This is a genomic window from Gracilibacillus sp. JCM 18860 (assembly GCF_055395245.1).
Window position 1 is genome coordinate 2,925,262 of the sequence record NZ_AP043868.1, and the last position, 26,609, is coordinate 2,951,870.

Sequence of the window (26,609 nt, forward strand, 5' to 3'; positions counted from 1 at the left end):
CTTTATGCTCCTTCATAATCTTTTATTCTTTGACAGAACCTCCTAAAATTCCTGATATAAAATGTTTTTGTAAAATCAAGAAAACTATCATGATCGGAAGAACCGATATAGCAGTTCCGAGCATTAGCTGTCCATAATCTACTGAATTTAATCCAGCTAATGTGGATAATGCAACTGGTAATGTATACATATCACTGGATGTCATGATAATTAATGGCCACATAAAATTGTTCCATTGATGAGTAAATAAGAAAATTCCTACAGCTGCTAGAGCTGGTTTCATTGTTGGTAATGCTAATTTGAAAAAGATGCTAATTTCACCAGCACCATCTATTCTGGCAGCTTCTATCATTGAATCTGGAATTCCTTTCATATTTTGACGAATTAAGAATATAGCAAATGGATAACAAATTTGTGGCAGGATAACAGCATGATAGGTGTTGAGCCACTCAAGTGCACCAAAGATTTGGAATAACGGAATAATGGTTGCTTGATAAGGTATCATCATCGCTAACAAAAAGCTAGAAAAGATAAGATTACTACCTTTAAACTTAAATTTTGCAAATGCATAACCAGCCATTGAACAAACTAATAGACTAGCTAATACAAAAACGATAGCTATTATGGCTGAATTGATTAGTGCTTTCATGATGGGAATAGATTCACTTAAATTAGTTAAGTTTTCCATGAAATAGTTACCTGGAATAATTTTGGGTGGGAAACTTAACACGTCTCCTGAAGGGTTTGTTGCTCCAACAATCATCCAATAAAATGGCCCTAATGAGACAATAACACCGATAATTAAAACAAAATGTAGAAGTGATTTTTTAATATAGAAGTTTTTCATTAGTCATCTTTCACCACCTTAAATTGTAGCCAAGAAAGGATAGCGATAAATACTACGATTACATATGCAATGGCAGAAGCATATCCGAAGTCAAAGAAATTAAAACCTTGATTATATAAATAATACGTAATGGTTAAAGTTGCATTATTAGGACCACCATTCGTTAAGTTATAAGGTTCATCAAATAATTGAAATGTTCCTATTGTAGATAATACAAAACAAAATAATAACACAGGTTTTAATTGTGGGATGGTAATATGAAAAAATTGTCGAATTGGTGATGCACCATCCATACTAGCTGCTTCATAAAGATCATTCGGAATGTTCTGAAGTCCTGCTAATAGAATAACCATGTTATATCCCGTCCATCTCCAGGTGGTTACGATAATTAAGGATACCTTTGCCCAAAAGCCATTTGTTAACCAATTTATTTTTTCTATACCAATAGAAGACAAGATGTAATTGACTAGGCCATAGTCTGAATTTAATAGCAGAATAAAAATAATGGAGGCAGCAACTAACGATGTCACAGCTGGTGTAAAATAGGAAACTCTATAAAATCCACGTATATTTAATAACTTCGAGTTTAAAAAAACTGCTAATAGTAATGCGAGGAATAACATAATAGGTACTTGGATAATTAATAGAATAAATGTATTACCTAATGCTTTGTAAAAAATAGGATCACTAAATAACCGAATATAGTTATCAAGACCAGAAAAAGTATAGACACCACCTGTTCGTGTTTGGAAACTAAGTAAGAACGATGCAATAATTGGATATACCGTAAAAGCTAAAAACAATAATAATGCTGGTAGTATAAAAAAGTATGGTGCAGTTTTTGGTGTAATCAAGCCATTTTTGAAAAGTGTGGATTGCTCCTTTTTTGATACATTTTCCATGAATGTCCCCTCCTTGTGGTGAAGTAGGCTGGTAAGTTTAAAACTTCAACCAGCCTAACCTCAGGATATATGGTCTTTATTCTGTTGTTTCTTTGCCTGTTTGTTGTATAGCTTGTTCCTCCCCGTCTTGGAGCATATCCATTGCTTTTTTATCTTCTAATAGAAATGCTTCGATTTCGCTTCCCATTACAGAACGCACTTCAAGTTCTGCACCATCATGATTTACTGCTGGTATGTTTTCGACTGTGTCGGCAAATTTTTGAAAAAATGGTTCATTGTTAAAATATTCTTGATTTTCAGAGAAAATAGGTTCTTCATATGCTGCAGTTAATGCAGGAAATAAACCTCTATTAGTGAGTGCTTTAATCTGAGAATCTATGTCAGTTGTCGCGAACTCTGTAAAGACATAAGCTGCCACTTTATTATCAGACTCTGAAGGAATTGCTAATGCAGATCCACCATCATTTGATGCCCTAGTACTACCTTTTTCAAATGCTGGTAACATAAACATATCCCATTTACCAGATAGTTCAGGCATTTGTTCTAGCATCGTACCGCTCCACCATACAGCACCCGGATTTGTAGCGACTTCTCCATTTTTCATAGCAGCAACTTGCCCATCCCAATTATTTGTAAACGTAATTAAATTATTGTCTTTCATTTCTTGAAGAATTCGAGCAGCATTTTCGCCTTCCTCTGATGTAATATCTAATTTACCTTCATTATCGAAATAATAACTCCCTTGTTGTTGCATCATAATCCGTAATAGCCCATCACCGTCTGTTCCAAGAAAATAGTTTCCAGTATGTGCAACAACTTTTTTTCCTGCTTCGATGTAATCATCCCATGTTTCAATTTTAGAAGGATCAACACCTGCTTCTTCAAAAATATCAACACGGTAAATGACACCAACTGGCCCTAGATCACGTGGAGCAGCAATCACATTTCCATTCTTATCTTTTAAACCTTCAATCTTGGCCTTTGCAAATTTATCTTCGTGTTTGTCGTAACCGATTGCACTTAAGTTAGTAAAGGCATCCGGGAATTCAGTTGTAAATGATTGGATACGGTTATTCTCTACCTGTACAACATCAGGTAAGCCACTACCACCACTTGAAAGTCCAGCGCTAACTTTTTGATATACTTGATCCACACCAATGTGCTCGACAGTGACATCGATATTTGGATATATTTTCTTGAAAGCTGGTAAAACGTCTTTTTCCAAATAGTTTGCTTCTAATGCCCATGCCCAAACGGTAATATCTCCATTAATATCTTCGGGATTTTCAGGTATAGTTAATTCTTCAATATCCTGTTCGCTGGAGGAATTAACGCCACATGCTACTAATAAAACTAACAGAATAAATGCAACGAGCAACCTTTCTAAAATTTTTTTCATTTGCTTCACCCCTTTGTTTTTTTATTAGATCCCTGTTAACGAGATAGCCATCGTTAACTTGTCAAAATTTTAGCGAACAAATAAGGTTAAATATAGAAAAAAGGTTAGATATATAGAATTTATTCATTTTAATTGTATACGCTTACAAATAAGGGGGATTTAGAATGGATAATATACTTAGTTCATTAATAGAGGTAACAAAAGTTCCGATTAGTATTTATTATGATGCAAATATGACCTTCTTTTCTTCTGATAAAATCATTAATCCTTTGTTCGACACTTTTCAGGAGCATGTCATCAATTGTGGTTTACTAGGTAAGGAGATTCAATTAACGAATACTAATTATTACGAAAGTTTTCTAAGTATTCCTTTTATTCAACAAAATAAGAGACATTGGTTAATTATAGGTCCAACCGTATATAATCTACCAACAAAAGAAGGTGTCGTACAATTACTGACCAGTATTAATAGAGGCTATTTAAAGGAGGAATTTGAATCATATCTAATGAGTTTGAGTATAGAAACTAGTAATCAGCTAATAGAAATTGGACAAATAGCTTACTACCTAACATCAGGTACTGAATTGAATATCCGAGAGGAATTGAAGTTCATACATCAACAACAAGACACGGAGATAGAATGGAAACAATCTAGTTATATTGCAAATGTTCGCGAAAATAGCTATTATCACCATGACCCTTTATTAGAACGTCGAATTTATCAATTCATTGAAGAAGGAAAAGTGCAGGAGATCATTCCTTATCACCAAGCGTTTAGAAAAAGAGATGATTTTGAGTATGGGATCTTATCTAGAAAAAGTGAATTAAGAAGCCAAAAAAATATTGCCATTACTACTATAACTCTAGCAACAAGAGCTGCAATTAGAGGAGGGCTTCACCCAGAAGATGCGTATTCTCTTGGCGATGTAATGATTCAGGACTTAGAAGAGTTAAATTCCATTTCCAAAGTGGATTGGTTTCGTGAGAAGATCCTATATGATTTTGCGGAATTGGTTAAGAGACATCATCAACAAAGATATTCTAGAAAAATTACACAATGCCAAGAATATATTTACAAACATATCTATGAATCTGATTTATCGGTTAGTTGGGTTGCTGAAAAACTTGGATTAAATCCGAAGTATCTTTCTAATCTATTTAAGAAGGAGACAGGTATGTCTATTTCCGAATACACCCAAAAGGTGAAAGTGAAAGAAGCAAAAAATATGATGCTTTATTTTAATCGTTCTATTACAGAAATTTGCAATACCCTTCATTTTTCCGACCAAAGTTATTTCATTAAAGTATTTAAAAGACATACTAAAATGACACCGGGAGAATACATAAAAAAAAACAGATTTGATCCATACTAATAAAAAATGGAATTCACTTTATCTTTGTTTATATCAAAAATAGTGATGTTATTGATAAAAGGTTGATTTTGTTTTTTGTATAATATCAATGTAAGCTATTTCCCTGTTGATCATGGTAAAAGTCCATGGACGCATGATTCTAGTTAGAGATCATGCGTTATTTTTTTGTAAATGGTTAAGATTGTCTAACGAAAATAGATTACATATTTTCATTTACTGACTTTTTTGTATTGGGTATTTCAACAAAATAAGTTATTTGTTAAAATTTCTTATCCAGTATAATATAAATAGAAAGTCGTATAATAATATAGTTCGTCTTGGTGGTGGTTCACCGAACAGTAGTGCAATAGCCCTTCAAGGGAGCGACATACTATAGGTATTTTTTATAACCACACCTTAGTTGCTTGTCAGGCTCAAGGGTGGTTATTTGTGTCTATATCCATATTATCTAAAAGAATACAAACTTTATAAATGGATAAACTTAATGCATCAAATAATGTTCATGTAATGCTCGGCAGTTGCCGAGTTTTCTTTATTCACATAAATACGATTAATGGTATAGTATTTTTATGAAAAGAAAGGAAGTGAAGCGAATGGGAGAATTTCTTCATGATCATCCCATTACACCTAGAACAAAAGATGAGAAAGAGAAGGTTATCAATCGCCTTAAACGAATAGAAGGTCAGGTGCGTGGTATTCAGAAAATGGTGGAGGAGGACCGGTATTGTCCTGATATACTCGTGCAAATTAGTGCGATTAATGCAGCACTAAAAAAAGTAGGATTCACGGTAGCGGAAAGGCATGCTAAGCATTGTGTTAGCCATGCGGTTAAATCTGGAGACGGAGACGAAGTTATTGATGAATTACTCGAAGTGATGAAACAATTTTCCAAATAAGTGGGCTTAGAACATGAGTGATGAAAGGCATGTTACGTTTGGAATTACAGGAATGACTTGTGCAGCTTGCTCTAAATAAAATGGATGGAGTCCGTGCAGAGGTTAATTTTACTGAAAAAGTGAGTGTTGCCGTTTGATGAGACTAAGGTTGCTACTGATTTAAGCGAAGCAGTAGAAGATCAAGGCTACGATGTCGTAGCATAAATATATAAGAGCTGATCCGTTTTTTTTTATTGGGTCGGCTCTTTTACTTAATATGAAATGTTTGTTTGATACCTTACAAGGGTATTGTATTATCAGTAAAAATACAGGGCTTCGAATGGATAGAAGTTTAATTAGAAAGGAATATTAGATAAAAAAAGGAAGTGATTAGCTTGGTAAGAGAGGAAGATACAAAGAAAGAAGCAATTCATGATTCTAAACATATGAATCATGTTCAAGGACATTCTAATCATGAAGAAAACCATTCTGAAAGCCATGCTCATCATGACCATTCAAAGCATCATAGTCATGAAGAACATCATCATAGTGAGTATGAAAATCATAACGGACATGACCATAGCCATCATCATGAGCATATGGTGAAAGACTTTAAAAAAAGGTTCTACATTTCCTTAATGGTTACCATTCCAATTCTTATTTTATCTCCGATGATTCAAAGCTTTTTCGGGGTAAATTGGCAACCTCTATACAATTCCTATATCTTATTCATACTTGCTACCTTTATCTTTTTCTATGGTGGTTGGCCATTTATTACCGGGGCAATTAGTGAATTAAAAGATAGAAACCCTGGAATGATGACACTCATTGGCTTAGCAATTTTTGTTGCTTATGCCTATAGTTCACTCACTGTTTTTGGCTTAGAAGGGAAGGATTTTTTCTGGGAGCTAGCCACATTGATTGACATTATGCTATTAGGACATTGGATCGAAATGCGTTCCGTGATGGGAGCGTCCAATGCGCTAGAGGAGCTTGTCAAGCTCATGCCTAGTGAGGCTCATAAACTCGACGAACAAGACGAAGTGGAAGACATACCAATTTCTGAGTTAAAGAATGCCGATCGTGTTTTGGTCAAACCTGGAGAAAAAATCCCAGTGGATGGAACAATCCTAGATGGAAATTCAGCAATAGATGAGTCGATGCTTACAGGAGAATCCGTACCTGTGGAAAAGAATAAAGGTGATAAAGTTATCGGCGGTTCGGTGAATAAGGAAGGTTCACTTACGATACAGGTTGAAAAAACCGGTGCAGCTTCTTACCTTTCACAAGTCATTACACTGGTCAAAGAGGCACAAGATTCAAGGTCACGAACACAGGATGTTACCAATCGGGCAGCAAAATGGTTATTTTATGTTGCGCTTGCTGCTGGATTTATTACCTTATTCGTTTGGCTTGGGCTTGGATATCCATTTGATACATCACTGGAACGAATGGTGACGGTTATGGTCATCACTTGTCCACATGCACTTGGTTTAGCTGCACCTCTTGTTGTAGCAGTATCTACAGCTATTTCTGCAAAACAAGGCTTACTTATCCGTAATCGTGCCAATTTTGAAGGTGCGAGAAATTTAAATGCCGTTGTTTTTGATAAAACAGGTACGCTGACAAAAGGAGAATTTGGTGTAACCAATATTATTCCAAATGAAGGATATCAAGAGGAGGAAGTTCTAAATTTAGCAGCAAGCTTGGAGCAGAATTCAGAGCATCCCCTTGCAACAGGTATCGTTACTTCAGCAAAAGAAAAAGGAATGCGTCTACAAAAAATAACGAATTTCGAATCAATTACTGGAAAGGGAATTCAAGGAACCATTTATGGGCAAAAAATTAATGTGGTCAGTCCTGGTTATGTCGATGACAATCATCTTACCTATGATATGCAACAGTTTAATCAGATGTCGGAGAAAGGGAAAACAGTCGTATTTGTTTTAATAGATGATGCACTAGTTGGTATGATTGCTTTAGCAGATATGGTAAGAGAAACCGCAAAAGAAGCCATTGCTAAGCTAAAGGAAATTGATATACATTCGATTATGCTAACTGGTGATAACGAAAAAGTGGCTAATTGGGTTGCCGAACAATTGAATATTGATGAGGTATATGCCGAAGTTTTACCAGACAAAAAAGCGGATCAAGTTAAGAAAATTAAGGAAAAAGGCTGGAGGGTGGCAATGACAGGAGACGGAATTAATGATGCTCCTGCTCTTGCAACAGCTGATTTAGGAATTGCCATAGGAGCTGGAACAGATGTAGCAATGGAAACAGCTGATGTAGTCCTTGTGAAAAGTAACCCAAAGGATGTTGTCTCCTTAATTAGTTTGTCGAAGAAAACCTATCGTAAAATGACTCAGAATTTATGGTGGGCTGCAGGGTACAATATATTGGCTATCCCGCTAGCAGCTGGTATATTAGCACCTATTGGTATTGTGTTAAGCCCAGCAGTTGGAGCAGTTCTAATGAGTTTGAGTACGATTATCGTAGCTATTAATGCAAAATTGTTGAAAGCTTAGATTACGTCTGTAAGTCCCTCTTATTTAAATTGTTAAAATCTACCCTTTGGAAATGATTTGTCCAAAGGGTTTTTTATAAAAAAGCCTTCCTGTAGAAATAAATTTGACCCGAAATAAGGTTTTTTGGAATTACACAAAAAAGCCTTCCTTGGTGTATAGAGAGTGTCATGTCACGAAACAATACCTCGAAAATACCGAAGGAGGAGTCAAAATAAATTTTACTCGATTAATGCAAATAACGGAAAACACAATCACTGTTGCATAGATATCGCCAGACACAAACACGTTGCGCGTGCTATTGATGATCGAGAGATCGATCTAACCAAACGGTTTGTTTTCATAGTGCCCCTCAATCCTCGAATCGTTTCCGTACCCTACCATAGGTGAAACATTAATTGTGATACAATAATGAGGAGTAATTCTTTGTTACCTCATATTATTTTATTTACAAGAGTCAAATTTACAACACTAGGAGGCTGGCTCGATGAAGATAAACATATTTGTTGTTGAAGATGATGATGCTTTGTTTGCTGCATTGAAGAAAGGTCTAGAGGCTTGGTCGTTCCGGGTCACGAGACCAGATGATTTTGAAGGTGTGATGCGTTCATTTCTTGAACAACAGCCTCAGCTCGTCATCATGGATGTCATACTCCCGAAATTTGACGGTTTTCATTGGTGCCGCGAGATTCGCGCTGTATCCAAAGTACCCATTGTTTTCCTTTCCTCTCGCGATCACCCAATGGATATGGTCATGGCACTGAGCATGGGAGCGGACGACTTCATCCAGAAGCCGTTTCATACAGATGTGCTTTATGCCAAAATTCAAGCCGTTCTCCGGAGGACATATGCTTATGGCGAAGAGCAATCGAATATTCTTGAATGGAATGGCGCCTTGATTGATTTGAATCGAGGTATAATTCGAAAAGCTGGGAAAGAAGTGGATTTAACAAAAAACGAATTTTTTATACTGATCACGCTTGTGAGAACCAACAATGTCATTATCTCGCGCCATGACTTGATACGAAAGCTGTGGGAGGATGAGCAGTTCGTGAACGACAATACCCTCACGGCGAATGTAACTCGTTTGCGGCAAAAGCTAGAGACAATCGATTTGGCAGACGCTATTGTGACAAAAAAAGGGCTGGGTTATATGGCCATCACTTTATAGAGATTATGAACATGTATTGATAGGGGGGAACCGAGCCATGTTTATCCGTTACGTTGATGCAAGGAAAAGCTGGATTTTACTGTTTGCCGGCTTGCTCGGCTTAGCCAATGCTCTGATCCTGCTTGATCAAGGCATCCAGGTCACATCTACTTCTCTTTTTTATTTTAACGCCTCATTTATTCTGTCCTTTCTCCTGTTTTTTATATGGCGCTTCAAAAAAGAGACAAAATATGCCGCCGCGTTGGCTGCTCTGCAGGAAGACATGGCCTTAGACTGGATGGAGACACTTCCTGAACCTGGGAACGGCCTAGATCAGATGACCAACGACATCTTACGGGAGGCCTCCCTTCAGTTCAAACGAAAGCTTTCTGACTATAAAGAAACTCAACTGATCGAGAATGAATTTACGGCCTCATGGATCCATGAGGTGAAGACTCCTCTCACCGCCATGAAGCTGATCTTGGACGCCCAGCCAAGTGATCCGGAAATACGTAAAATTGAAGCGGAATGGTTGCGGGTGTATTTGTTGGTTGACCGGCAGCTGCATATGACACGTCTGCCCGCGATCGAATCAGACTATGTTCTTGAATTGGCCTCTATACAGCGCCTTGCTGCGGAAGAAGTACGGGAGCTGGCGCCGTGGTGTATGGAAAAAAATCTGGCGGTCAGTATCGAAGGAACGGATGTAAAGGCCATTACAGACCAAAAATGGTGCCGTTTCATCCTTCGGCAACTGTTGACGAATGCCGTGAAATATAATCCTGCGAATACGGTACTTATGATCGTGACGGATGTAACGGAGACAGGCCAAGTCTTTTTGGATGTCATCGATGAAGGACCGGGAATACAGCCGCATGAATTGCCGCGTATCTTTGACAAAGGCTTCACGGGCGAAAACGGCAGGATTCAAAACGCAGCGACCGGACTCGGGCTCTATCTTGCAAAAACCGTTGCAGATAAATTAGGAATTACCCTCAAAGCGCAACCCGGTCAAAAGAAAGGAACGGTAATGCGAATGATCTTTGTCGAACCCAACGCCTTCGAAGCTGTCCGGAGAGGGGCGGGCGAGTAATATCCAACTATGAAGCAGTCAGGATTGCTCCTGGCTGTTTTTTTGGTGTGGAATAGTGAACGTGACAATATTGTCACGTTGTCCTGCCAAATTGTCATGTAAAACGTACGACAAGCGGAAAATCCAACCGTATAATAAAGCTATCAAATTATGATTTGGAGGTACGTTATGGATCAGTTGAATGTAGGAGAAACCATTTTACAAGCACGAAATATCCACAAAACATATGGTAATAAAGGGAATGCACAGCATGTATTAAAAGGAATAGATTTACGCGTCACCCGCAGTGAATTTGTTGGCATTATGGGCCCTTCCGGATCAGGCAAGACGACATTGCTTAACGTCTTAGCCACGATTGATCATACTACGGACGGAACGGTTTTAATTGATGACGAAGATATCTCGAAGCTGAGTAATACCGCACTTTCTGCCTTCCGGCGCAACAAGCTGGGATTCATCTTCCAGGATTACAATCTACTGGACACGTTAACAGTGAAGGAAAATATACTGCTGCCCATCTCCCTTAGCAAAATGAGCAAGCGGAAAGCGGAAAGCGAGTTCACAGCCATCGCTGATGTGCTTGACATTAAAGCACTGTCGTACAAATATCCGCATGAAATATCAGGAGGCCAGAAACAACGGACAGCTGCCGGGCGCGCTCTGATCCACCAGCCTTCGATCGTGTTTGCGGACGAACCGACTGGTGCACTGGATTCCAAATCCGCTTCCTCGTTACTGGACGTGATGGAGAAAGTGAATCAGCAGCGAGGGGTCACCATTGTCATGGTGACGCATGATCCGGTAGCCTCCAGCTATTGCAGCCGTGTTGTGTTTTTAAAAGACGGGAAGATTTATTCCGAGCTCTACCGCGGCGATAAAACAAGACATGCGTTCTTTAATGAAATTATGGACGTGCAAGCTGTGCTAGGGGGGCAACCATGTTGACGGTTTTTGAATTAGCGCTTCGCAGCATGCGGCAAAATGTGAAGCATTATTATTTGTACTTCTTTGCGCTGATCTTTAGTTTGAGCCTGTATTTTGTCTTCACCTCACTACAGCACGATCAGTCTGTTCAGAATATGACAAATACGAGCGTTGTCTTCTTTCAAATTGCGGGAGTCACGCTGATTGTGATCGTTGGGATCTTTACCGTCTCAGCCAACGGCATTTTCCTGCGTCGGCGCAGTCGAGAAATCGGACTATATCAGCTGATTGGTCTTTCCAAAGGCTGGGTAGCCCGATATCTAATAATCGAGAATATACTGCTTGGCTTAGGTGCACTACTTGCTGCGATCATTTTTGGTGCGTTGATTTCAAGGCTGTTCGTCCTGATTTTGCTGAATCTGCTCGGCTTAGAAGGGATTGTCGGCATCAGCTCCTCCGTACCAGCGGCTTTTAAAACGGTGATGGTCTATCTTTTCATCATCGTCATCACTTCCATTCAGATGATGCTGACGATTTATCGCAGCAGCCTTCTGAATCTGTTTCAAGCTGACAAGCGGCCTGATCTCACTAAGCCGCCTAAAGCGGTGGCATCTGCTATTTTTGCCCTGCTCGGTCTGGCGCTGATTGGATACGGCTATAAATTATCGGGTCATATCGATAAAGAGTTATTCCCCAACGCACTATTGATGCTCGGATCTATCGTTACAGGGACTTACTTATTGTTTCACGTTACGATCAGATGGTGCTTTTACCGGTTCCGCAAACGTAAAGATGGACACCTAGGCTTAACAAACAGCCTGTCGATAGCTCCGCTGATGCACCATACGAAAGCAAATGCCAACTCACTTGCCTTGATTACGTTGTTGTCGGCCATGACCATCACGCTGATTTCCATGGCTTACTCCTTCTACTACTCCGTAGAGCATGAGACCCGTCGCGACCTCCCTTATGATTTTATGTTTGAAAACGATCCGAAGGAGGCGCTGTCGTTCAAAATGGAGCTGGAGAAGGAAGGCATCGATGTTAATCACCACGTCGTTCATGCGGTTCTGACGATGGGCATCATCCTTGATCCGAATGACCAATCCTACAAGGTTGAAGAAAGTTTGTTATGGCTTCCGGCCGAACAGCTTAAACAAACAGGCGCAGACCTCAACGTGCCGCCAGATGGTGAAGCCATATTGTACGATGCTGGGGCCTCACTTGCCGGGGAATTAGATGAGCAGTCGAAGCGATATCCAACCAAAATAGAGCTGGAGCAGCATGGACAGGCCGTTATGTATACATTGAGGACATTGAGGGAAACGAACATCATGAATTTAAATGCTCCCGGCAGTCAGCTGCTAGTGTCAGAAGCGACGATGAACAAAATCGCAGAACAAATGGCCGGTACGCCTGATTATAAAAAAATTCACTTTGATACGTATCAAGTTCCGGACAAGGAAGAGCTCGCAATAGCTTCCTCAATATACGAAAAATATGACAATGACGAACCATTAAAGTATGATTACTATGCGCAGTACAAAAAAGTGCTGGAGCTGACAGGCTTGCTCATTTTCATCGCAGCTTTCCTTGGACTTGTCTTTTTGATCTCAACCGGCAGCATCTTGTACTTTAAGCAAATGACCGAAGCTGAGCAGGAAAAGCAAAGCTTTAAGACATTGCGTAAGCTCGGATTTGACGTGGATATGATCATGAAAGGCATTATACGAAAGCAGGCCATCGTGTTCCTTCTCCCTCTATCGATTGGTATGCTGCATTCGATCTTTGCTATCAAGGCGGCTTCATTTATGATCCGGTCGGACACCATATTTCCGGCATCCATCGCCATGACAAGTTACACGGTTATCTATTTTGTATTCGCTCTGTTTACCATAGGCTACTACCGCAACATTGTAAAAAACGCTATGTCATAACCATCACTTAAAGTGGGATAAGCTATATGGGGTGCCGGCAACATTTCGGATATTTTGTACGTTAAGCATATCTCCAACCTAAAAAAATCGATTCCTTATCGTACAGGGAAATGAAGATCAGTAAACTTTCTAATCAAACAGGAGTTAGCCCCCGTTCTTTCGTTATTACGAGAAAAAAGGTTAATCCAACCTTCTCGTAAAGAAAATGGTTATCGGGTTTATGAAGAGCAAGACAAATACAGCCTGTTATAGCCTATGGTTCCTTCGAACCATGGACGGTGATTGGAATAGCTCCAGTCTCATTCATCCATGCAGGTGAAAATAATATCCATTTCGTTAGATAAATAGCCTTCTTTGAAAGCTTTCTTTTGCTTTCCCGTTAAATCGGCTCTTTTACTATATATGAAATGTTTTTAGAATACCTTATGAGGGTATTTGTTGTTAGCTATCGCATTTTGTCTTGCTATCATCTAATCCTTTGGATATGATTTATCCAAAGGGTTTTTATAAAGAAGGGAAATAAAGAAGATGATAAGACCATATAAAAATGAAGATATTCAAAAAATAATCGATATTTGGTATAAAGGTTCAGTACAGGCTCATCATTTCATAGATGCTAGCTATTGGGAATCAAAAATGCAAGAAATGAAAGATAAGTATATTCCAATGTCAGAGACTCATGTCATTACAGACCAATCCGAGATTATCGGATTTATTTCTATGGTAGGCAACTATTTAGCAGCACTTTTTATAGATGTACGCAACCAAAATAATGGGGCTGGAAGAGAGTTGTTGAACTTTGAAAAAAGGCGACGGAATATCATGCAGCTGAGAGTATATCAGGAAAATGCATTAGCTATAAACTTTTATTTGAAAAATGGCTTTGTTTTGAAGGATGAACTTAGGGATGAGCAGACAGGTAAAGCGGAGTATTTAATGGAATGGAAAAAAGCTTAGCATGCTTCTAAAAGAAGAATGAGGATTTTTTCTATAACCTAACAAAAACAGTCTATTTTTTCAAAACGTTAGGTATAATAAGTTCATACAGTAAAAAGACCGATAGGTGCGGTAACACCTACCGGTCATGCAATAGATTTCCTTTATAGTGGCGGTCACCATATAATCTGGTTTTGCCACCTTGCTATAGCTATAAAGCTTAGTAGGGTGGCTTATTCTTTTTCTTTCATAATCAGCACTATAAGAACTAGTAATACTGATCATTAGAACGATTGCTTCGTAAACCGTCTTTGTTACCGCCCTAGGACTTTATAGGCGCCGTGGAAAAGCAAATCCTTCTGTACAAGTTAGGAAGAATATCGTTTATCTAATTTATCTCGGTGGGATTGAAAGATATCTTCAAGTGGAATATCATATTTATTCGCAATGACAATAAGATTTCCCAAAACGTCACCTAGTTCCTCTACTAATTCTTGTTTTTGTTGATCTAATGTTCCGGTACCTTCATCTGGTCTATCTCTACCAATTTCCAGTGCTCTGATGGCTCTTGCAACCTCACCTGTTTCTTCTGCTAGAAAACCAATTCGAATAAAAATATCTAAATCTGACCACCCTCTTTTCTCATAATAAGACTTTACCCATTGTTGAAAATCATTTAAATTCATATAAATCCTCCATATTTTTTTCTTTTAGATTAACAGAATAATCTATATAATGATAATCGATATCTATATAGATCGATAGGGGGAATTATTTTGAAACGAATAGCGGTTTTTTGTGGTTCTAGTTATGGTGCTTCAAATATTTATAAAGAAGGTGCCATCCAATTAGGAAAAGAATTAGTGAAGCGAGATATCACACTAGTTTACGGTGGAGCAAGTGTCGGGATAATGGGGGAATTAGCTAATACCGTGTTAGCCGAAGGTGGAGAGGTAATTGGAGTGATACCAACACTATTAGAAGAAAGGGAAATAGCCCATCCCCATCTATCCGAACTGTATACGGTTCATACTATGCATGAAAGAAAAGCAAAGATGGCTGAACTGGCAGATGCATTTATTGCCCTTCCAGGAGGTCCTGGAACCATGGAGGAATTTTTCGAAATATTTACATGGGCACAAATTGGCTTACATCAAAAACCATTTGGCCTGCTGAATATTCATCAATATTTTAATCCTTTAGTTAGTTTATTTGATCATATGGTGGAGCAACAATTTTTGCAGGAGAAGTACCGATCCTTAGCTATGGTTGACTCCAATCCTTCATCTCTAATAGAAAAATTTACTACTTTTGAACCGATCTCTGTAAAAACTTACAGTTAAAGGCTCTATTATTAAATATTTTTACCGAAACAAAAGCCTGAACCTTATCTTTAGAAAAAGGTTCAGGCCTTCCAACATCACTAACGGTCACTTTATTTTACGACTAAAACAGGACATTGTACGCGTTTGAGTATTTTGTGACTTACACTTCCGAGGATCATGGTTTGTAGTTTATTTAATCCCCTACTACCTACCACCACAAGATCATAATTATTGTCATTAGCAAATTCAACAATCGAAGGACCAGGTTCACCATGTAAGATGTTTGTTTCACAAGGAATACCTACAGATGTAATTTTATCTTTTACCGGTTTTATCTTTTCTTCTCTTTCTTTTTTAACTTCATATTTGTCCACACCATGAAGGACATCTGTTTTGGACGTATTCCCATCTACTACATAGACAATGTCGATCGTTCCATTCTTGAGTTGAGCAATTTCGATTGCGTGTTCCGCTGCTCGAACGGAGTGCTCTGATCCATCTGTTGCAAGTAATATTTTTTTATACAAGCCCCTTCACCTCTTCTACGATTAATGACCCGATGCTTTTGATAGACCACCGATTTTTCTTTTTAATAATCTACTCTCCGCATTTAGACCTATATATTGTACCTTAACATGATTTTGTTCAAATTTCATTTCGATTTTGTCTAATGCACCAATTGCTGAATCATCCCAGAGGTGAGCATTGGTAAGATCAATATCCACTTGTTTAATCGGTTCGTTGAAAGCAAATTGTTCTACTAAATCACTTACTGAAGCAAAGAAAATTTGTCCATCGACTTTATAAATTTTCTTACTATTATCTACAGATGAAATACTCGTAACCTTGACCTTAGATATTTTTGCCGCAAAGAAGATGGCACTTAGTAATACACCAAGTAAAACACCTTTTGATAAGTCATGTGTTACTACTACGGTAATAACGGTTGCTACCATAACAATTGCATCGGTTCTAGGAATCTTATGAATATTTCGTAGGGAAGACCAATCAAAGGTACTGATAGATACCATAATCATTACACCAGCAAGTGCTGCCATAGGAATTTGGACGACGACATCACCTAATACAATAATTAAAAACATAAGGAAAAGACCTGCAACAAAGGCAGACAATCGACCTTTTCCGCCAGATTTAACATTAATAACGGATTGTCCTATCATTGCACAACCAGCCATTCCGCCAAAGAAACCTGACGCAATATTAGCTATCCCTTGTCCGCGACATTCTTTGTTTTTATTGCTTTCTGTATCTGTCATGTCATCCACGATATTAGCGGTTAACAATGACTCTAATAACCCAACAATGGCGAGTGCTAGTGAATAAGGGAAAATAATCGCCAATGTTTCAAAAGATATTGGGATGTCAGGAATCATAAAAATTGGTAATTGGGAAGAGATATTACCAAGGTCTCCTACTGTACGAATACCAAATCCGGAAAATACGGTGATTAAAGTTACAACGATAATGGCCACTAAAGTGGAGGGAACCGCTTTTGTGATCCTAGGAAAAAGATAAATAATTGCCAATGTTAAAGCTACCATACTGTACATAATCCAGCTTTCACCTTCGAAATGCTGTAATTGTGATGTGAAGATCATAATAGCTAGTGCGTTAACAAATCCGACCATTACGGAACGAGGAACAAATTTTATAAACCTAGCTAATTTAAATACCCCAAATAGAATTTGTATTATTCCAGTTAAAATAGTAGCCGCAAATAAATATTGCAACCCGTGATCTGCTACTAACGTGATCATCAATAGCGCCATAGCCCCTGTTGCAGCTGAAATCATCCCGGGTCTTCCACCCACAAAGGAAATGATAACAGCAATACAGAAGGAGGCATATAGCCCAACCATTGGATCAACCCCTGCAATAATCGAAAACGCAATGGCTTCTGGAATTAACGCTAAAGCTACCACTATTCCCGCTAATATATCTCCTCGTATATTCCCAAACCATTCATATTTAATTTTTTCTGCTCTGTTCATGAAGCACCTCTTTCGTATTATTTTATAGTTCTCTGAGCGTTTCAGAGAAAATTTCCGGCGTGAACAAAGTGAACTATATCACAATTTACAAAAACGTCAAACCGCTATAGAAACGTAAACAATGGTATTTTTCTTTGAATTACAGCCATTTTCTACAGTTTTCTATTATATTTATCAAATACTATTAAATGAATAGTATTTTTTAGTACCGATATAGTGCTTGTAAGTGTTGATATAATTATTTAAGGTATAGAAAAACCTAGCTTTTTTTGCTAGGTTTTTAGTACAAGAATTTACTTTGTATCCATAGAACTTAGTTTGTTGGCTTCTGCAATAATATTTTTAATTAATATTTCGGCTTTTTGAATTGTGGCTAATCTAGGGCTTTGACCAGCCCAAAGGGACATGAAATCTTGATTATATTCTGTAGCAGCAGTTTTTCTAATATCTTGTGTTAGTCTATTTTGAACAGGAAAATTGGGTAACAGTGTTTCATAGTTCTGCATTTTTGAAATAAAATTATTTTTAATTCCTCTTGCCCACTTACCTGAAAATGAACGAGTTAAAACAGTTTGGTCTTCTTTAGCTTTAAGAATTGCTTCTTTATGAACCTTATTCGCTCCACTTTCAATACAAGTAAGGAAAGCTGTACCCATTTGTACACCCATTGCTCCTAAACAAATCGAAGCCATTAATCCTCTCCCATCCATAATTCCTCCTGCAGCAACAATAGGAATGCTTATATTGTCTACAACTTGTGGGATCAGAGACATTAACCCAACCAAATTTTCTTGTGCTCCATTAATAAAGCTCCCACGATGTCCACCAGCTTCACTTCCTTGAACAACAACCATATCCATTCCAGCTTTTTGATTTTCCATTGCTTCTGTCACAGTGGTAGCTGTGCCAATCAGGATAATGTTTGATTGTTTTAATTCAGCAATCACTTCTCTAGAAGGGATGCCAAATGTAAATGAACAAATAGGAACTTTTTCTTCCATAATAACCTTAATTTGTTCAGTAAATGTATCAGAAACATCTTTAAAGTTTGGAAAATCAAGGTCATCCCTTTGGGGTAAATTTAATTGCTTACGAATCGGGTTTAAGAACTGGTTAGCCGATTTAATCTCATTCTCTGTAATATCAAACTCATTAGGAACAAAGAGATTTATTCCAAACGGATTTGAAGTTAATTGCTTTATTTCCCTAATTTCTTCCCTTATTTGAGCAGGGGGCAAGTATCCTGCTCCAAGCATCCCTAGCCCACCAGCATTTGAAACCTCAGCGATTAATGTTGAGGTTGTTACTCCACCAGCCATAGGAGCCTGGATAATCGGATGCTTAATTTTCAAAAGTTCTGTCATCTTATTCTTTAACATATTTCTCACCTCTTTTTTATTTTTACTTATTGATTAAGTTAGTCTTTCCTTCGATTTTTTCTAAAGATAAAAATTATATTTAAATCATATCTTTTTTTTGATATATTGAATAATACATTATATTGATATTAGCCATCAGTTATTTAGATGGCAAAAAGGTGTGAGGATTTTTATGGATTTGCATACATTAAAAATTTTTCAGACTGTTGCAAGGCTGGGAAGTATTTCACAAGCAGCAAGAGAACTTCAATATGCACAATCTAATATCACTATGAAAATACAGCAATTGGAATCAGATCTTAAAACAACCCTTTTTTATAGACATAATCGTGGGACTGACTTAACAGCCAAGGGAAGCATGTTGCTATCATACACTGAAAGAATATTTCATCTTATAGAGGAAACAAAAAGTGTGATGAATGATGATCAAACACCAAGTGGTCCGTTAATTATTGGTTCAATGGAAACAACCGCTGCAGTTCGCTTACCAACCCTACTTGCAAAGTATCATAAAGACTTTCCAGATGTTGATGTAACTTTAAAAACAGGCTCTTCTGAACAAAATATCCAAGGAGTTTTAAAGTATGAACTTGATGGAGCATTTGTGGCTGGACCTATTGAACATCCCGAGCTCATTCAAAAGGAAGTAATTAATGAGGAATTAGTACTCATTACCGATACAATTCATCCTCCTATTTCTTCATTTAAAGATATTCAAACAAGAACGTTGCTTGTATTTCATGCTGGATGTTCTTATCGAGAAAAACTTGAACAATGGTTACGTCAAGAGAGGATAGTTCCGAATAAAATAATGGAATTTGGTACTTTAGATGCGATAATCGGTTGTGTAGCAGCTGGTCTAGGTATAAGTATGCTTCCACAAGTTGTCGTTACAAAGCATGTACAAGATGGAATGCTTAGACAGCATTCCATTCCAAATTTATACGGTAAAGTCAAAACAGTGTTCATTTATCGGAAAGATAAGTATGTACCTCCGTCTTTATTAAAATTTATAAATATGTTAAGTGATTTAGATGGTTAAGTATAAAAAAAGACTACATACTTTAGAATCACATGTAGTCAAATAGTAACCTTCACTGGTTTTTTTGCTAATAGGGAACAGATAACGCCGAGTATAGGAAAGATTAATGCTAATAGAATAACGATAGTATAGCCACCAAATAGGTCAAAGCCTATACCAAATGGTAACGGGCCTAGGGATGAACCGATAACCATTATCGTGGCTCCAACACCATTAATACTCCCAATATATTTTCTACCAAAATAATTAGGCCAAATAACACCGATAGCAATACGTTCTAATCCACCTGCCAATCCCCATAATATACCAAATAGTATTGCCATAAGGAAACTATCTGTAATTAGTAACAATAAAAGAACAAAAAATTCGATGATAAAGATAACGAATAGGACATAGTTTGTTTTTACTTTGTCTAAAATTACACCCGAGACTAAGGAAATCGGAATTCCGACAAATGCCATTAAGCTTAAAACCATTGCGGCCATTTCAAGCGATAATCCATTCGTTTTAAAGATAGAGGTGATATGGAACGTAATACCTGTATTAACTAACGCAGGTATACCAACACAGATTAATACAGCCCAAAAAGCTCTCGTTCTCATTGCTTCATTTAATGTCCAATCTTCTTCAGCCTCTATGACGGGTGTCACTAATTTATTTTGTTGGTCGGCCTCTGGTTCTACGTTTCCATCTGGCTCTAATCCAATAGATTCTGGGCTATTTCTTACTCCAAGGAAAGCAATAGGTACAAATAAAAATAGAAGTACTATTCCCCAAAATTGCCATGCTACTTGCCAGCTCCATGTTTGAATGAGCCAAGTATTAATAATAGGAAATAACATGGCACCAGCAAAGCTAAAAAGTGCTTTTAAACTAAAGGCTCGACCTCTTTTTTTCACAAACCACTGGGCAACGAGTGTATTTGGAATTAATGTCATACTCCCTTGCCCTAATAAACGTACCATGAAAAATCCTAATGCAAGCATCCAAATACTAGATATAAAACTATTATAGAAACATGCTAAGGAAAATAAAGTTCCTACTGTTACCATCATCATCCTTGGTCCAAATCGATCGATGAAACGTCCTACGATCATCATTAGTACACCTGCTAATAGTGTAGCAACAGAATAAACACCGGAGACTTGTGATCTCGACCATCCGAAATCATGTATATATTCATCTATAAACTGAGAATTTGAAAATGTTTGACCAGGTCCAGAGAAAAACACCCCTAAACCACCAATAACTAAGATAACCCATCCATAATAAAAATTATCAAATATTTTTAATCGATGTAACATAGTTACCTCCTTCTCGATGATCGGTGAATTTATAAGCGGAAAGAGTAAAGAGGGCGAATGAGGATGGAGAGGTATGAACAGTTAACTACTATAAACGCTTTCATGAAAAGTTGCAAGTAATGTGCATAGTACTCGTAAAAGAAGAAACACCCTAATATTGGGTGCTTCCTAGTGTTTATTTTTTTATCAACGGAATCCATGTGTTTGCTTCTTGGAGGAGCGCGCTAGCACTTTAAAGTATTAGCTATATCCTTTATTTTACAAAAAGCGTGTTATAATTGGTAAAAAGGCAAGTGACTTAACATAAGAAGGAGGAAATGGAACGAATCAGAAGTTAACAAGATCATCTACGAATAAGGCATTCTATGGTGTGTGTGGAGGGATCGCGGAGTTTTTTGGCATATCTTCTTTCATTGTCAGATTAATTTTCTTCTTCACTTCTTCTGTTTCTGTTTGGGTATATATATTTCTATCGATAGCATTAGATAATAAACCATCACTGAAATAATGCTCCTTCCTCAAAATCACAAGCAATCACTTGTGATTTTTTTTTGTTGTATTCCGTCTATTGACACTCCTATCATCCTTTGCTAAGCTATACTGACGACCGTTCGTAAGGGGTGGTAGGATGTCTTATCAATTAATTAAACAGGAAGCATTGAATTTATTCGCCATACATGGTTATGAAGGGACGTCCCTTGCTGATATTGCGAAGCAAGTAGGGATCAAGAAACAATCCATCTATACTCATTTTAAAGGAAAAGATGCCCTGTTTATGCAAATACTAAAGGAAACCTTCGCAGATGAGTTAAAAAAGGAACAAGATTATATAAAAAGATATTTCGATAAAACACTCAAGGAATTTTTATGGGCAGATCTGCAACATTTTATCCATCGATTTCATCATGATAATCAATTAAAGTTCTGGCTTCGTAACACCTTTCTTCCTCCACGTCATTTATACGATGAAGTCACTAGGGAGCTCTATCAATACATTGATCAAGTAGACTTATTATATTTTGATCGATTTCAATATGCGTATGAAAAGGAAGAAATAAGTCAAGATCCTAATATTGCAGTCATGTCATTTTCGGCTTTGTTAGATTCCATTGGTGTCGAATTAATTTACGGAGGAGAAGCTCGTACCAACCGAAAATTACATGCAGCTTGGAAAATATTCTGGTTAGGTATTACCTATCCAGATCGTACATCTCAGAAGTAAGGAGGGTTCACATGTATCATGCCGAAACATGGAAGGAAAAAATTCGTTTATTCCTAGTTATTTTGTGGCCGATAATGATTACACAGATCAGTTTATCAGCAATGAACCTTGTTGACACGATGATGTCTGGTCGTGTTGGAACAGATGATCTTGCTGGAGTCGCTATTGGATCTAGTTTATGGTCACCAGTTTTTACAGGAATGAATGGTGTTATGCTCGCCATTACACCGATTATTGCGCAATTTATGGGAGCAAACCAACGTCATAAAATTCATCATACCGTAACACAAGCTATATTTTTAGCTATTATGCTTGGTTTGATGATTATTCTAGTAGGGGCGTTTGCCCTCCATCCGATTTTAAATCTAATGGATTTAGAAGAAAATGTACAACATATCGCTTTTCATTATTTAGCTGGTCTGTCGATTGGGATTATCCCATTATTCCTTTCCAATGTTATTCGTAATTTCTTCGATGGACAAGGATTCACACGAATCACCATGATTATTACGGTTTTAGCTGTTCCCTTTAATGTACTTTTAAATTATAGTTTAATTTTTGGTAATTTTGGAATGCCTAAGTTAGGCGGGATTGGTGCTGGATACGCAACAGGTATCACCTTCTGGATCATATTAATTATTAGCATTATTATGACATTTAGAATTGAAGCAGTGAAAAAGTACAAATTATTTGTCCAATGGGTGAAGCCATCGTTTAAAGCATGGAAAGAGCAATTATCCATAGGAATACCAATCGGGCTTTCCATTTTCTTTGAAGCAAGCATTTTTTCCGTTGTTACCTTACTAATTGGCAATATGTTTTCCACTACGGTTATTGCGGCAAATCAAATTGTGATTAGCTTTACGACATTACTATTTATGATACCACTTAGTATATCAATGGCTATAACGATTGTGGTAGGCTATTCAATTGGCGGTAAAAAATTAGATGCAGCTAAACAGTATGCCTTTATTGGAGTACTTGGAGCCATCGGTTTTCTTGCTTCAGGATCTGTCTTTATGTTCTTTTTCCGAGAGCCAATTGCCTACCTTTACACTACAGATCCGATTGTTGTACAAATAGCGGGACAGTTATTCATCATTGCCATTATTTATCAATTATCTGATGCTTCACAAGCTAGTCTACAGGGTGTTTTACGGGGCTACAAGGATGTAAAAGTACCGTTTTATATCGCCTTTGTTTCTTATTGGTTAATTGGTATCCCTTCTGGATATTTATTAGCAGCCTTTACGAATCTTGGACCCTCTGGTTTTTGGGTTGGAATTACACTTGGATTAACAGGGGCTGCAATTGGATTCTTTCTTCGTTTACGGGTAATTTATCGAAAGGAAAAAGCTAAATTAGATTAGGGATAGGAAATTTAACTCGCAGTTGACTGCGAGTTTTTTTATTAACAAGTTTTGGTTGTATAGTTAGAACGAAAATGTGATTAAAGGTAACTATAAGAATTACATAAATGACATGTTATTAATAGACATTTAGTATCGTTCGGTAAATAATATAATTACTATTAGTAATACAATTATAAGGATTTCTATGTAATTGAATAAATTATAGGTCAAACAACCTATAATTTGATACAAAAAATTAAAAAACATATTTCAATAAAATCTATCATTTTTCGCTAAAAGGGAGTATAATAGGACTATATTTGATTTCGTAAAAGCTCCTTACATAAAACTTGCGTGTTTATCCACATTTCATACATACATCAATTCTAGTAGTACGAGCTTTGTTTTTCCTAAAGAGAAGAATTATTTATTATTAATAAACAGGAGGATGTAGTTTAAATGGTAAAAAAGAAAATGATTATGTCTGTTACCTTAGGTGCAGCTATCGCATCAACAATGATAGGAGCAGATGAAGCAGAAGCGGCGTCGTATAAAGTCCAAAGTGGTGATTCATTATGGAAGATAGCTCAGAAGTATAATACAAGTGTACAAGCACTGATCGATATTAATAAGCTTCGCTCTGATATTATTTATCCAAATCAAATTATCAAAACAGATGCATCTTCTTCTAATAAAAATAACCAAACGCAAAATAAAAATGCGAATCAAAGCACCAGTAAGACAAGTAAATATACAGTAAAAAGTGGAGATACTCTAAGTGGTATAGCATACAAGCACAATATTTCCCTTCAAAACTTAATGAAATGGAATAATTTAAATACTACATTGATCTACCCAGGCAATGTCTTAGTTGTAAAAAAGTCAAGCTCTAATACCAGTTCTAATAATGAGCAAACATCATCTAATTCTAACTCTAATAAAGAAGAAAGTAGTTCTTCCTCTACTATTTATATTGTAAAGTCAGGGGACACACTTTCTCATATAGGAGTTCAATATAGTGTTTCTGTTGCTAATTTGAAGAAATGGAATAATCTAAGCTCTGATCAAATTTATGTTGGTCAAAAGTTGAAAATCGGAGCAAAGCAAGATTCAACAAGCTCCACTTCTGATAAGAATACTAGCAATAAACAACCTAGTAATATAGATTACAACGTAACCAAACTTATCGATGTTGCTACAAGCTTAAAGGGTACAAAATATGCTTGGGGTGGAACAACACCAAATGGATTTGATTGTAGTGGATACATTTATTATGTATACAAGCAAGCTGGTAAAAAGGACATCAAGCGACTTTCCAGTGCAGGTTATTATGACCGTTCCTATTATGTTAACAATCCCAAGGTTGGAGATTTAGTATTTTTTGAGGGAACTTATAAATCTGGCATTTCACACATGGGAATCTATCTAGGAAACAATCAATTTATCCATGCAGGCTCAGATGGAGTAGAGGTTGTTAGCTTAAACAATTCTTACTGGAAGAAACACTTTTCTAGTTTTAAAAGATTCTATTAATGGTAAGACGCCAACCCTTTAGGAAACTTCTAAAGGGTTGTTTGCTTTCATTGTTTATCGTCTTAAGTAGTTGACAAATGCTCTATTTTTACTAAAATGTAAGTTGGCTCTCTTTTCTTTGCTATTTATTTTGGTATAAGAAAGCTTAGAGGAGAGCGGGTTGGGAGAGGGATAATTAAATAGAAGGAAATGGAATGAAAAAATCCTTATTTCAATTAAAACAACACGAGACAAGTGTTAAACAGGAGATAACAGCAGGATTTATCGGTTTTTTCACGATTGTATACATTATTGCGGTTAATTCGCTGATTTTGTCAGAGGCAGGGATCCCTCTACAAGGTGCCATTGTGGCTACCATCATGACATCATTTGTAGGGTGTCTCCTAATGGGATTATGGGCCAATGCACCGATCCTAGTGGTCCCTGGGATGGGAATTAATGCGATGTTTACCTATACCTTGGTACAGTCGATGGGGTTAGCCTGGCAGGAGGCACTTGGTGTCACAGTAGTTTCCGGAATTATCTTCCTATTGATAGCTTTTTCTAAATTAACGCAGGTAATCAACAAAGCGATTCCTAGTTCGTTAAAGGAAGCTATAACCATAGGGATAGGATTTTTCCTCATATTGATCGGACTGGAGAAAGGGCGCTTAATAGAACAAGGCGATCAATCGATTATTGCGATGGGCGATTTAAGTGATCCTGTCGTATTAGCAACGATATTAACGTTAATTATCGCTTTTGTTTTGTTTGTTCGCAATGTAAAAGGGCATTTTCTCTGGACGATTTTCGTTGGGATAAGTATCGCCTTTTTGCTTGATGTAATGCCTCCACTTACGAATCAGGCTTTCTCCTTGCAGGAATACAGCCAAGTATTTGGAGCGTTTTCGCTAGAAAACAGTTTATCATTGCCTTTTGTTATCTCTGTATTTTCCATTACGATGGTGATCGTCTTTGAAAATATGGGATTAGTCGCAGGTCAGTTAGACTTAGCTAAAGGACCAGAAAAGTTTAAAAAGGCCTTTCAAGCAAACAGTATTGCCTCGATGCTATCTGGTATTTTTGGTTCAAGTCCAACTGTATCCACAGCTGAATCTACTGCTGCAATTGCGGCAGGTGGTAGAACAGGGCTTACGTCGATCACAACAGGAATACTTTTTCTCGGTACGATTTTTCTGATTCCATATATGAATATCATTCCAGCAAATGCTATTGCACCGATTTTAATCATTGTTGGGGCAATTATGGTACAAAATATACGGAATTTAAGCTTTCAGGATATGACCGAGACATTTCCAGCCATCTTTATGATGATCATGATCCCTTTTACGTACAGTATTGCAGATGGTATAGCAATGGGATTCATCTTGTATGTGATGTTAAAATTAGCGACAGGGAAAAAAAGAAACGTATCCTTCACCCTTTATATGATCGCTTGTCTATTTTTACTCACTTTTATATTACAATTTATTAGTTAAG

Annotated in this window: 23 protein-coding genes; 15 read left to right on the forward strand and 8 right to left on the reverse strand. The window is 37.3% G+C overall.

The window, feature by feature from the left end; translation table 11 throughout:
• Positions 1–22: 22 nt before the first annotated feature.
• From ACZ5R4_RS14860 to ACZ5R4_RS14870, 3 genes are all read right to left on the reverse strand, one after another.
• Complete coding sequence (locus ACZ5R4_RS14860) at positions 23–847, reverse strand: carbohydrate ABC transporter permease (RefSeq protein WP_181397405.1); 825 nt, start codon at positions 845–847, stop codon at positions 23–25.
• Positions 847–1,749 (reverse strand): carbohydrate ABC transporter permease, encoded by a 903-nt coding sequence (locus tag ACZ5R4_RS14865; protein ID WP_181397404.1) that lies wholly within the window; start codon positions 1,747–1,749, stop codon positions 847–849. The genes ACZ5R4_RS14860 and ACZ5R4_RS14865 overlap by 1 nt, the downstream gene beginning before the upstream one ends.
• A 76-nt stretch (positions 1,750–1,825) precedes the next feature.
• Positions 1,826–3,148 carry an ABC transporter substrate-binding protein gene (locus ACZ5R4_RS14870; RefSeq protein WP_109982922.1) on the reverse strand — a complete coding sequence of 441 codons (1,323 nt, stop codon included), beginning with the start codon at positions 3,146–3,148 and terminating at the stop codon, positions 1,826–1,828.
• Positions 3,149–3,312: 164 nt separating this feature from the next.
• On the opposite strand from ACZ5R4_RS14870, the gene ACZ5R4_RS14875 reads away from it, so the two are divergent.
• The 8 genes from ACZ5R4_RS14875 to ACZ5R4_RS14910 all read left to right on the forward strand — a co-directional run bounded on the left by ACZ5R4_RS14875 (position 3,313) and on the right by ACZ5R4_RS14910 (position 13,982).
• Entirely contained in the window at positions 3,313–4,521 is a 1,209-nt protein-coding gene (locus ACZ5R4_RS14875; protein ID WP_464367546.1) for a helix-turn-helix domain-containing protein, read from the forward strand.
• 593 nt (positions 4,522–5,114) lie between these two features.
• Positions 5,115–5,417 (forward strand): metal-sensing transcriptional repressor, encoded by a 303-nt coding sequence (locus ACZ5R4_RS14880; protein ID WP_054860466.1) that lies wholly within the window; start codon positions 5,115–5,117, stop codon positions 5,415–5,417.
• Between the two features lie 425 nt (positions 5,418–5,842).
• On the forward strand, positions 5,843–7,924 hold the full coding sequence (locus ACZ5R4_RS14885; protein WP_464368498.1) for a heavy metal translocating P-type ATPase: 2,082 nt from the start codon (positions 5,843–5,845) through the stop codon (positions 7,922–7,924).
• 484 nt (positions 7,925–8,408) lie between these two features.
• Positions 8,409–9,092 (forward strand): response regulator transcription factor, encoded by a 684-nt coding sequence (locus ACZ5R4_RS14890; protein ID WP_464367547.1) that lies wholly within the window; start codon positions 8,409–8,411, stop codon positions 9,090–9,092.
• A gap of 37 nt (positions 9,093–9,129) precedes the next feature.
• On the forward strand, positions 9,130–10,164 hold the full coding sequence (locus ACZ5R4_RS14895) for a sensor histidine kinase (RefSeq protein ID WP_464367548.1): 1,035 nt from the start codon (positions 9,130–9,132) through the stop codon (positions 10,162–10,164).
• Between the two features lie 168 nt (positions 10,165–10,332).
• On the forward strand, positions 10,333–11,109 hold the full coding sequence (locus tag ACZ5R4_RS14900; RefSeq protein ID WP_054789233.1) for an ABC transporter ATP-binding protein: 777 nt from the start codon (positions 10,333–10,335) through the stop codon (positions 11,107–11,109).
• Positions 11,103–13,025, forward strand: coding sequence for an ABC transporter permease (locus ACZ5R4_RS14905; protein WP_464367549.1), 1,923 nt, complete (start codon positions 11,103–11,105; stop codon positions 13,023–13,025). Before ACZ5R4_RS14900 ends, ACZ5R4_RS14905 begins: the two co-directional genes overlap by 7 nt.
• Before the next feature lie 528 nt (positions 13,026–13,553).
• Positions 13,554–13,982, forward strand: a complete 429-nt coding sequence (locus tag ACZ5R4_RS14910; protein ID WP_109982986.1) for an N-acetyltransferase — start codon at positions 13,554–13,556, stop codon at positions 13,980–13,982.
• 347 nt (positions 13,983–14,329) lie between these two features.
• On the opposite strand, the gene ACZ5R4_RS14915 is transcribed toward ACZ5R4_RS14910, so the two are convergent.
• Positions 14,330–14,647, reverse strand: a complete 318-nt coding sequence (locus tag ACZ5R4_RS14915) for a MazG nucleotide pyrophosphohydrolase domain-containing protein (protein ID WP_054788723.1) — start codon at positions 14,645–14,647, stop codon at positions 14,330–14,332.
• A 90-nt stretch (positions 14,648–14,737) separates the two neighbouring features.
• Here ACZ5R4_RS14915 and ACZ5R4_RS14920 point away from each other — a divergent pair, with 90 nt between their 5' ends.
• A complete protein-coding gene (locus ACZ5R4_RS14920) occupies positions 14,738–15,304 on the forward strand; it encodes an LOG family protein (RefSeq protein WP_109982918.1) in 567 nt (188 codons plus the stop codon).
• A gap of 92 nt (positions 15,305–15,396) precedes the next feature.
• Here the strand turns inward: ACZ5R4_RS14920 and ACZ5R4_RS14925 are convergent, their stop codons facing one another.
• From ACZ5R4_RS14925 to ACZ5R4_RS14935, 3 genes are all read right to left on the reverse strand, one after another.
• Complete coding sequence (locus ACZ5R4_RS14925) at positions 15,397–15,813, reverse strand: universal stress protein (protein WP_054860462.1); 417 nt, start codon at positions 15,811–15,813, stop codon at positions 15,397–15,399.
• Positions 15,814–15,834: 21 nt separating this feature from the next.
• On the reverse strand, positions 15,835–17,298 hold the full coding sequence (locus tag ACZ5R4_RS14930) for a SulP family inorganic anion transporter (RefSeq protein ID WP_109982917.1): 1,464 nt from the start codon (positions 17,296–17,298) through the stop codon (positions 15,835–15,837).
• Between the two features lie 293 nt (positions 17,299–17,591).
• The gene (locus ACZ5R4_RS14935; protein WP_464367550.1) at positions 17,592–18,677 is read right to left on the reverse strand and encodes an NAD(P)H-dependent flavin oxidoreductase; all 1,086 of its coding nucleotides are present in this window, start codon (positions 18,675–18,677) and stop codon (positions 17,592–17,594) included.
• Between the two features lie 172 nt (positions 18,678–18,849).
• On the opposite strand from ACZ5R4_RS14935, the gene ACZ5R4_RS14940 reads away from it, so the two are divergent.
• Entirely contained in the window at positions 18,850–19,719 is an 870-nt protein-coding gene (locus ACZ5R4_RS14940; protein WP_054860461.1) for a LysR substrate-binding domain-containing protein, read from the forward strand.
• Between the two features lie 38 nt (positions 19,720–19,757).
• Here ACZ5R4_RS14940 and ACZ5R4_RS14945 read toward each other — a convergent pair whose 3' ends face one another.
• Positions 19,758–21,023, reverse strand: coding sequence for an MFS transporter (locus ACZ5R4_RS14945; protein WP_464367551.1), 1,266 nt, complete (start codon positions 21,021–21,023; stop codon positions 19,758–19,760).
• Positions 21,024–21,393: 370 nt separating this feature from the next.
• On the opposite strand from ACZ5R4_RS14945, the gene ACZ5R4_RS14950 reads away from it, so the two are divergent.
• The 5 genes from ACZ5R4_RS14950 (at position 21,394) to ACZ5R4_RS14970 (ending at position 26,608) form a co-directional block, all read left to right on the forward strand.
• Positions 21,394–21,531, forward strand: coding sequence for a PspC domain-containing protein (locus ACZ5R4_RS14950; RefSeq protein ID WP_347835393.1), 138 nt, complete (start codon positions 21,394–21,396; stop codon positions 21,529–21,531).
• A gap of 120 nt (positions 21,532–21,651) precedes the next feature.
• The gene (locus ACZ5R4_RS14955) at positions 21,652–22,245 is read left to right on the forward strand and encodes a TetR/AcrR family transcriptional regulator (RefSeq protein WP_054860460.1); all 594 of its coding nucleotides are present in this window, start codon (positions 21,652–21,654) and stop codon (positions 22,243–22,245) included.
• 11 nt (positions 22,246–22,256) lie between these two features.
• Positions 22,257–23,615, forward strand: a complete 1,359-nt coding sequence (locus ACZ5R4_RS14960; RefSeq protein ID WP_277678655.1) for an MATE family efflux transporter — start codon at positions 22,257–22,259, stop codon at positions 23,613–23,615.
• A gap of 441 nt (positions 23,616–24,056) precedes the next feature.
• Positions 24,057–25,130, forward strand: a complete 1,074-nt coding sequence (locus ACZ5R4_RS14965; RefSeq protein ID WP_464367552.1) for a C40 family peptidase — start codon at positions 24,057–24,059, stop codon at positions 25,128–25,130.
• A gap of 194 nt (positions 25,131–25,324) precedes the next feature.
• Complete coding sequence (locus ACZ5R4_RS14970) at positions 25,325–26,608, forward strand: NCS2 family permease (RefSeq protein ID WP_109982910.1); 1,284 nt, start codon at positions 25,325–25,327, stop codon at positions 26,606–26,608.
• Position 26,609 lies beyond the last annotated feature (1 nt).

Bases quoted from the DNA above. Each gene is read 5' to 3' on its own strand.
- ACZ5R4_RS14860 (WP_181397405.1), bottom strand. From the start codon at position 847: ATGAAAAACTTCTATATTAAAAAATCACTTCTACATTTTGTTTTAATT.
- ACZ5R4_RS14865 (WP_181397404.1), bottom strand. From the start codon at position 1,749: ATGGAAAATGTATCAAAAAAGGAGCAATCCACACTTTTCAAAAATGGC.
- ACZ5R4_RS14870 (WP_109982922.1), bottom strand. From the start codon at position 3,148: ATGAAAAAAATTTTAGAAAGGTTGCTCGTTGCATTTATTCTGTTAGTT.
- ACZ5R4_RS14875 (WP_464367546.1), top strand. From the start codon at position 3,313: ATGGATAATATACTTAGTTCATTAATAGAGGTAACAAAAGTTCCGATT.
- ACZ5R4_RS14880 (WP_054860466.1), top strand. From the start codon at position 5,115: ATGGGAGAATTTCTTCATGATCATCCCATTACACCTAGAACAAAAGAT.
- ACZ5R4_RS14885 (WP_464368498.1), top strand. From the start codon at position 5,843: ATGAATCATGTTCAAGGACATTCTAATCATGAAGAAAACCATTCTGAA.
- ACZ5R4_RS14890 (WP_464367547.1), top strand. From the start codon at position 8,409: ATGAAGATAAACATATTTGTTGTTGAAGATGATGATGCTTTGTTTGCT.
- ACZ5R4_RS14895 (WP_464367548.1), top strand. From the start codon at position 9,130: ATGTTTATCCGTTACGTTGATGCAAGGAAAAGCTGGATTTTACTGTTT.
- ACZ5R4_RS14900 (WP_054789233.1), top strand. From the start codon at position 10,333: ATGGATCAGTTGAATGTAGGAGAAACCATTTTACAAGCACGAAATATC.
- ACZ5R4_RS14905 (WP_464367549.1), top strand. From the start codon at position 11,103: ATGTTGACGGTTTTTGAATTAGCGCTTCGCAGCATGCGGCAAAATGTG.
- ACZ5R4_RS14910 (WP_109982986.1), top strand. From the start codon at position 13,554: ATGATAAGACCATATAAAAATGAAGATATTCAAAAAATAATCGATATT.
- ACZ5R4_RS14915 (WP_054788723.1), bottom strand. From the start codon at position 14,647: ATGAATTTAAATGATTTTCAACAATGGGTAAAGTCTTATTATGAGAAA.
- ACZ5R4_RS14930 (WP_109982917.1), bottom strand. From the start codon at position 17,298: ATGAACAGAGCAGAAAAAATTAAATATGAATGGTTTGGGAATATACGA.
- ACZ5R4_RS14935 (WP_464367550.1), bottom strand. From the start codon at position 18,677: ATGTTAAAGAATAAGATGACAGAACTTTTGAAAATTAAGCATCCGATT.
- ACZ5R4_RS14940 (WP_054860461.1), top strand. From the start codon at position 18,850: ATGGATTTGCATACATTAAAAATTTTTCAGACTGTTGCAAGGCTGGGA.
- ACZ5R4_RS14945 (WP_464367551.1), bottom strand. From the start codon at position 21,023: ATGTTACATCGATTAAAAATATTTGATAATTTTTATTATGGATGGGTT.
- ACZ5R4_RS14955 (WP_054860460.1), top strand. From the start codon at position 21,652: ATGTCTTATCAATTAATTAAACAGGAAGCATTGAATTTATTCGCCATA.
- ACZ5R4_RS14960 (WP_277678655.1), top strand. From the start codon at position 22,257: ATGTATCATGCCGAAACATGGAAGGAAAAAATTCGTTTATTCCTAGTT.
- ACZ5R4_RS14965 (WP_464367552.1), top strand. From the start codon at position 24,057: ATGGTAAAAAAGAAAATGATTATGTCTGTTACCTTAGGTGCAGCTATC.
- ACZ5R4_RS14970 (WP_109982910.1), top strand. From the start codon at position 25,325: ATGAAAAAATCCTTATTTCAATTAAAACAACACGAGACAAGTGTTAAA.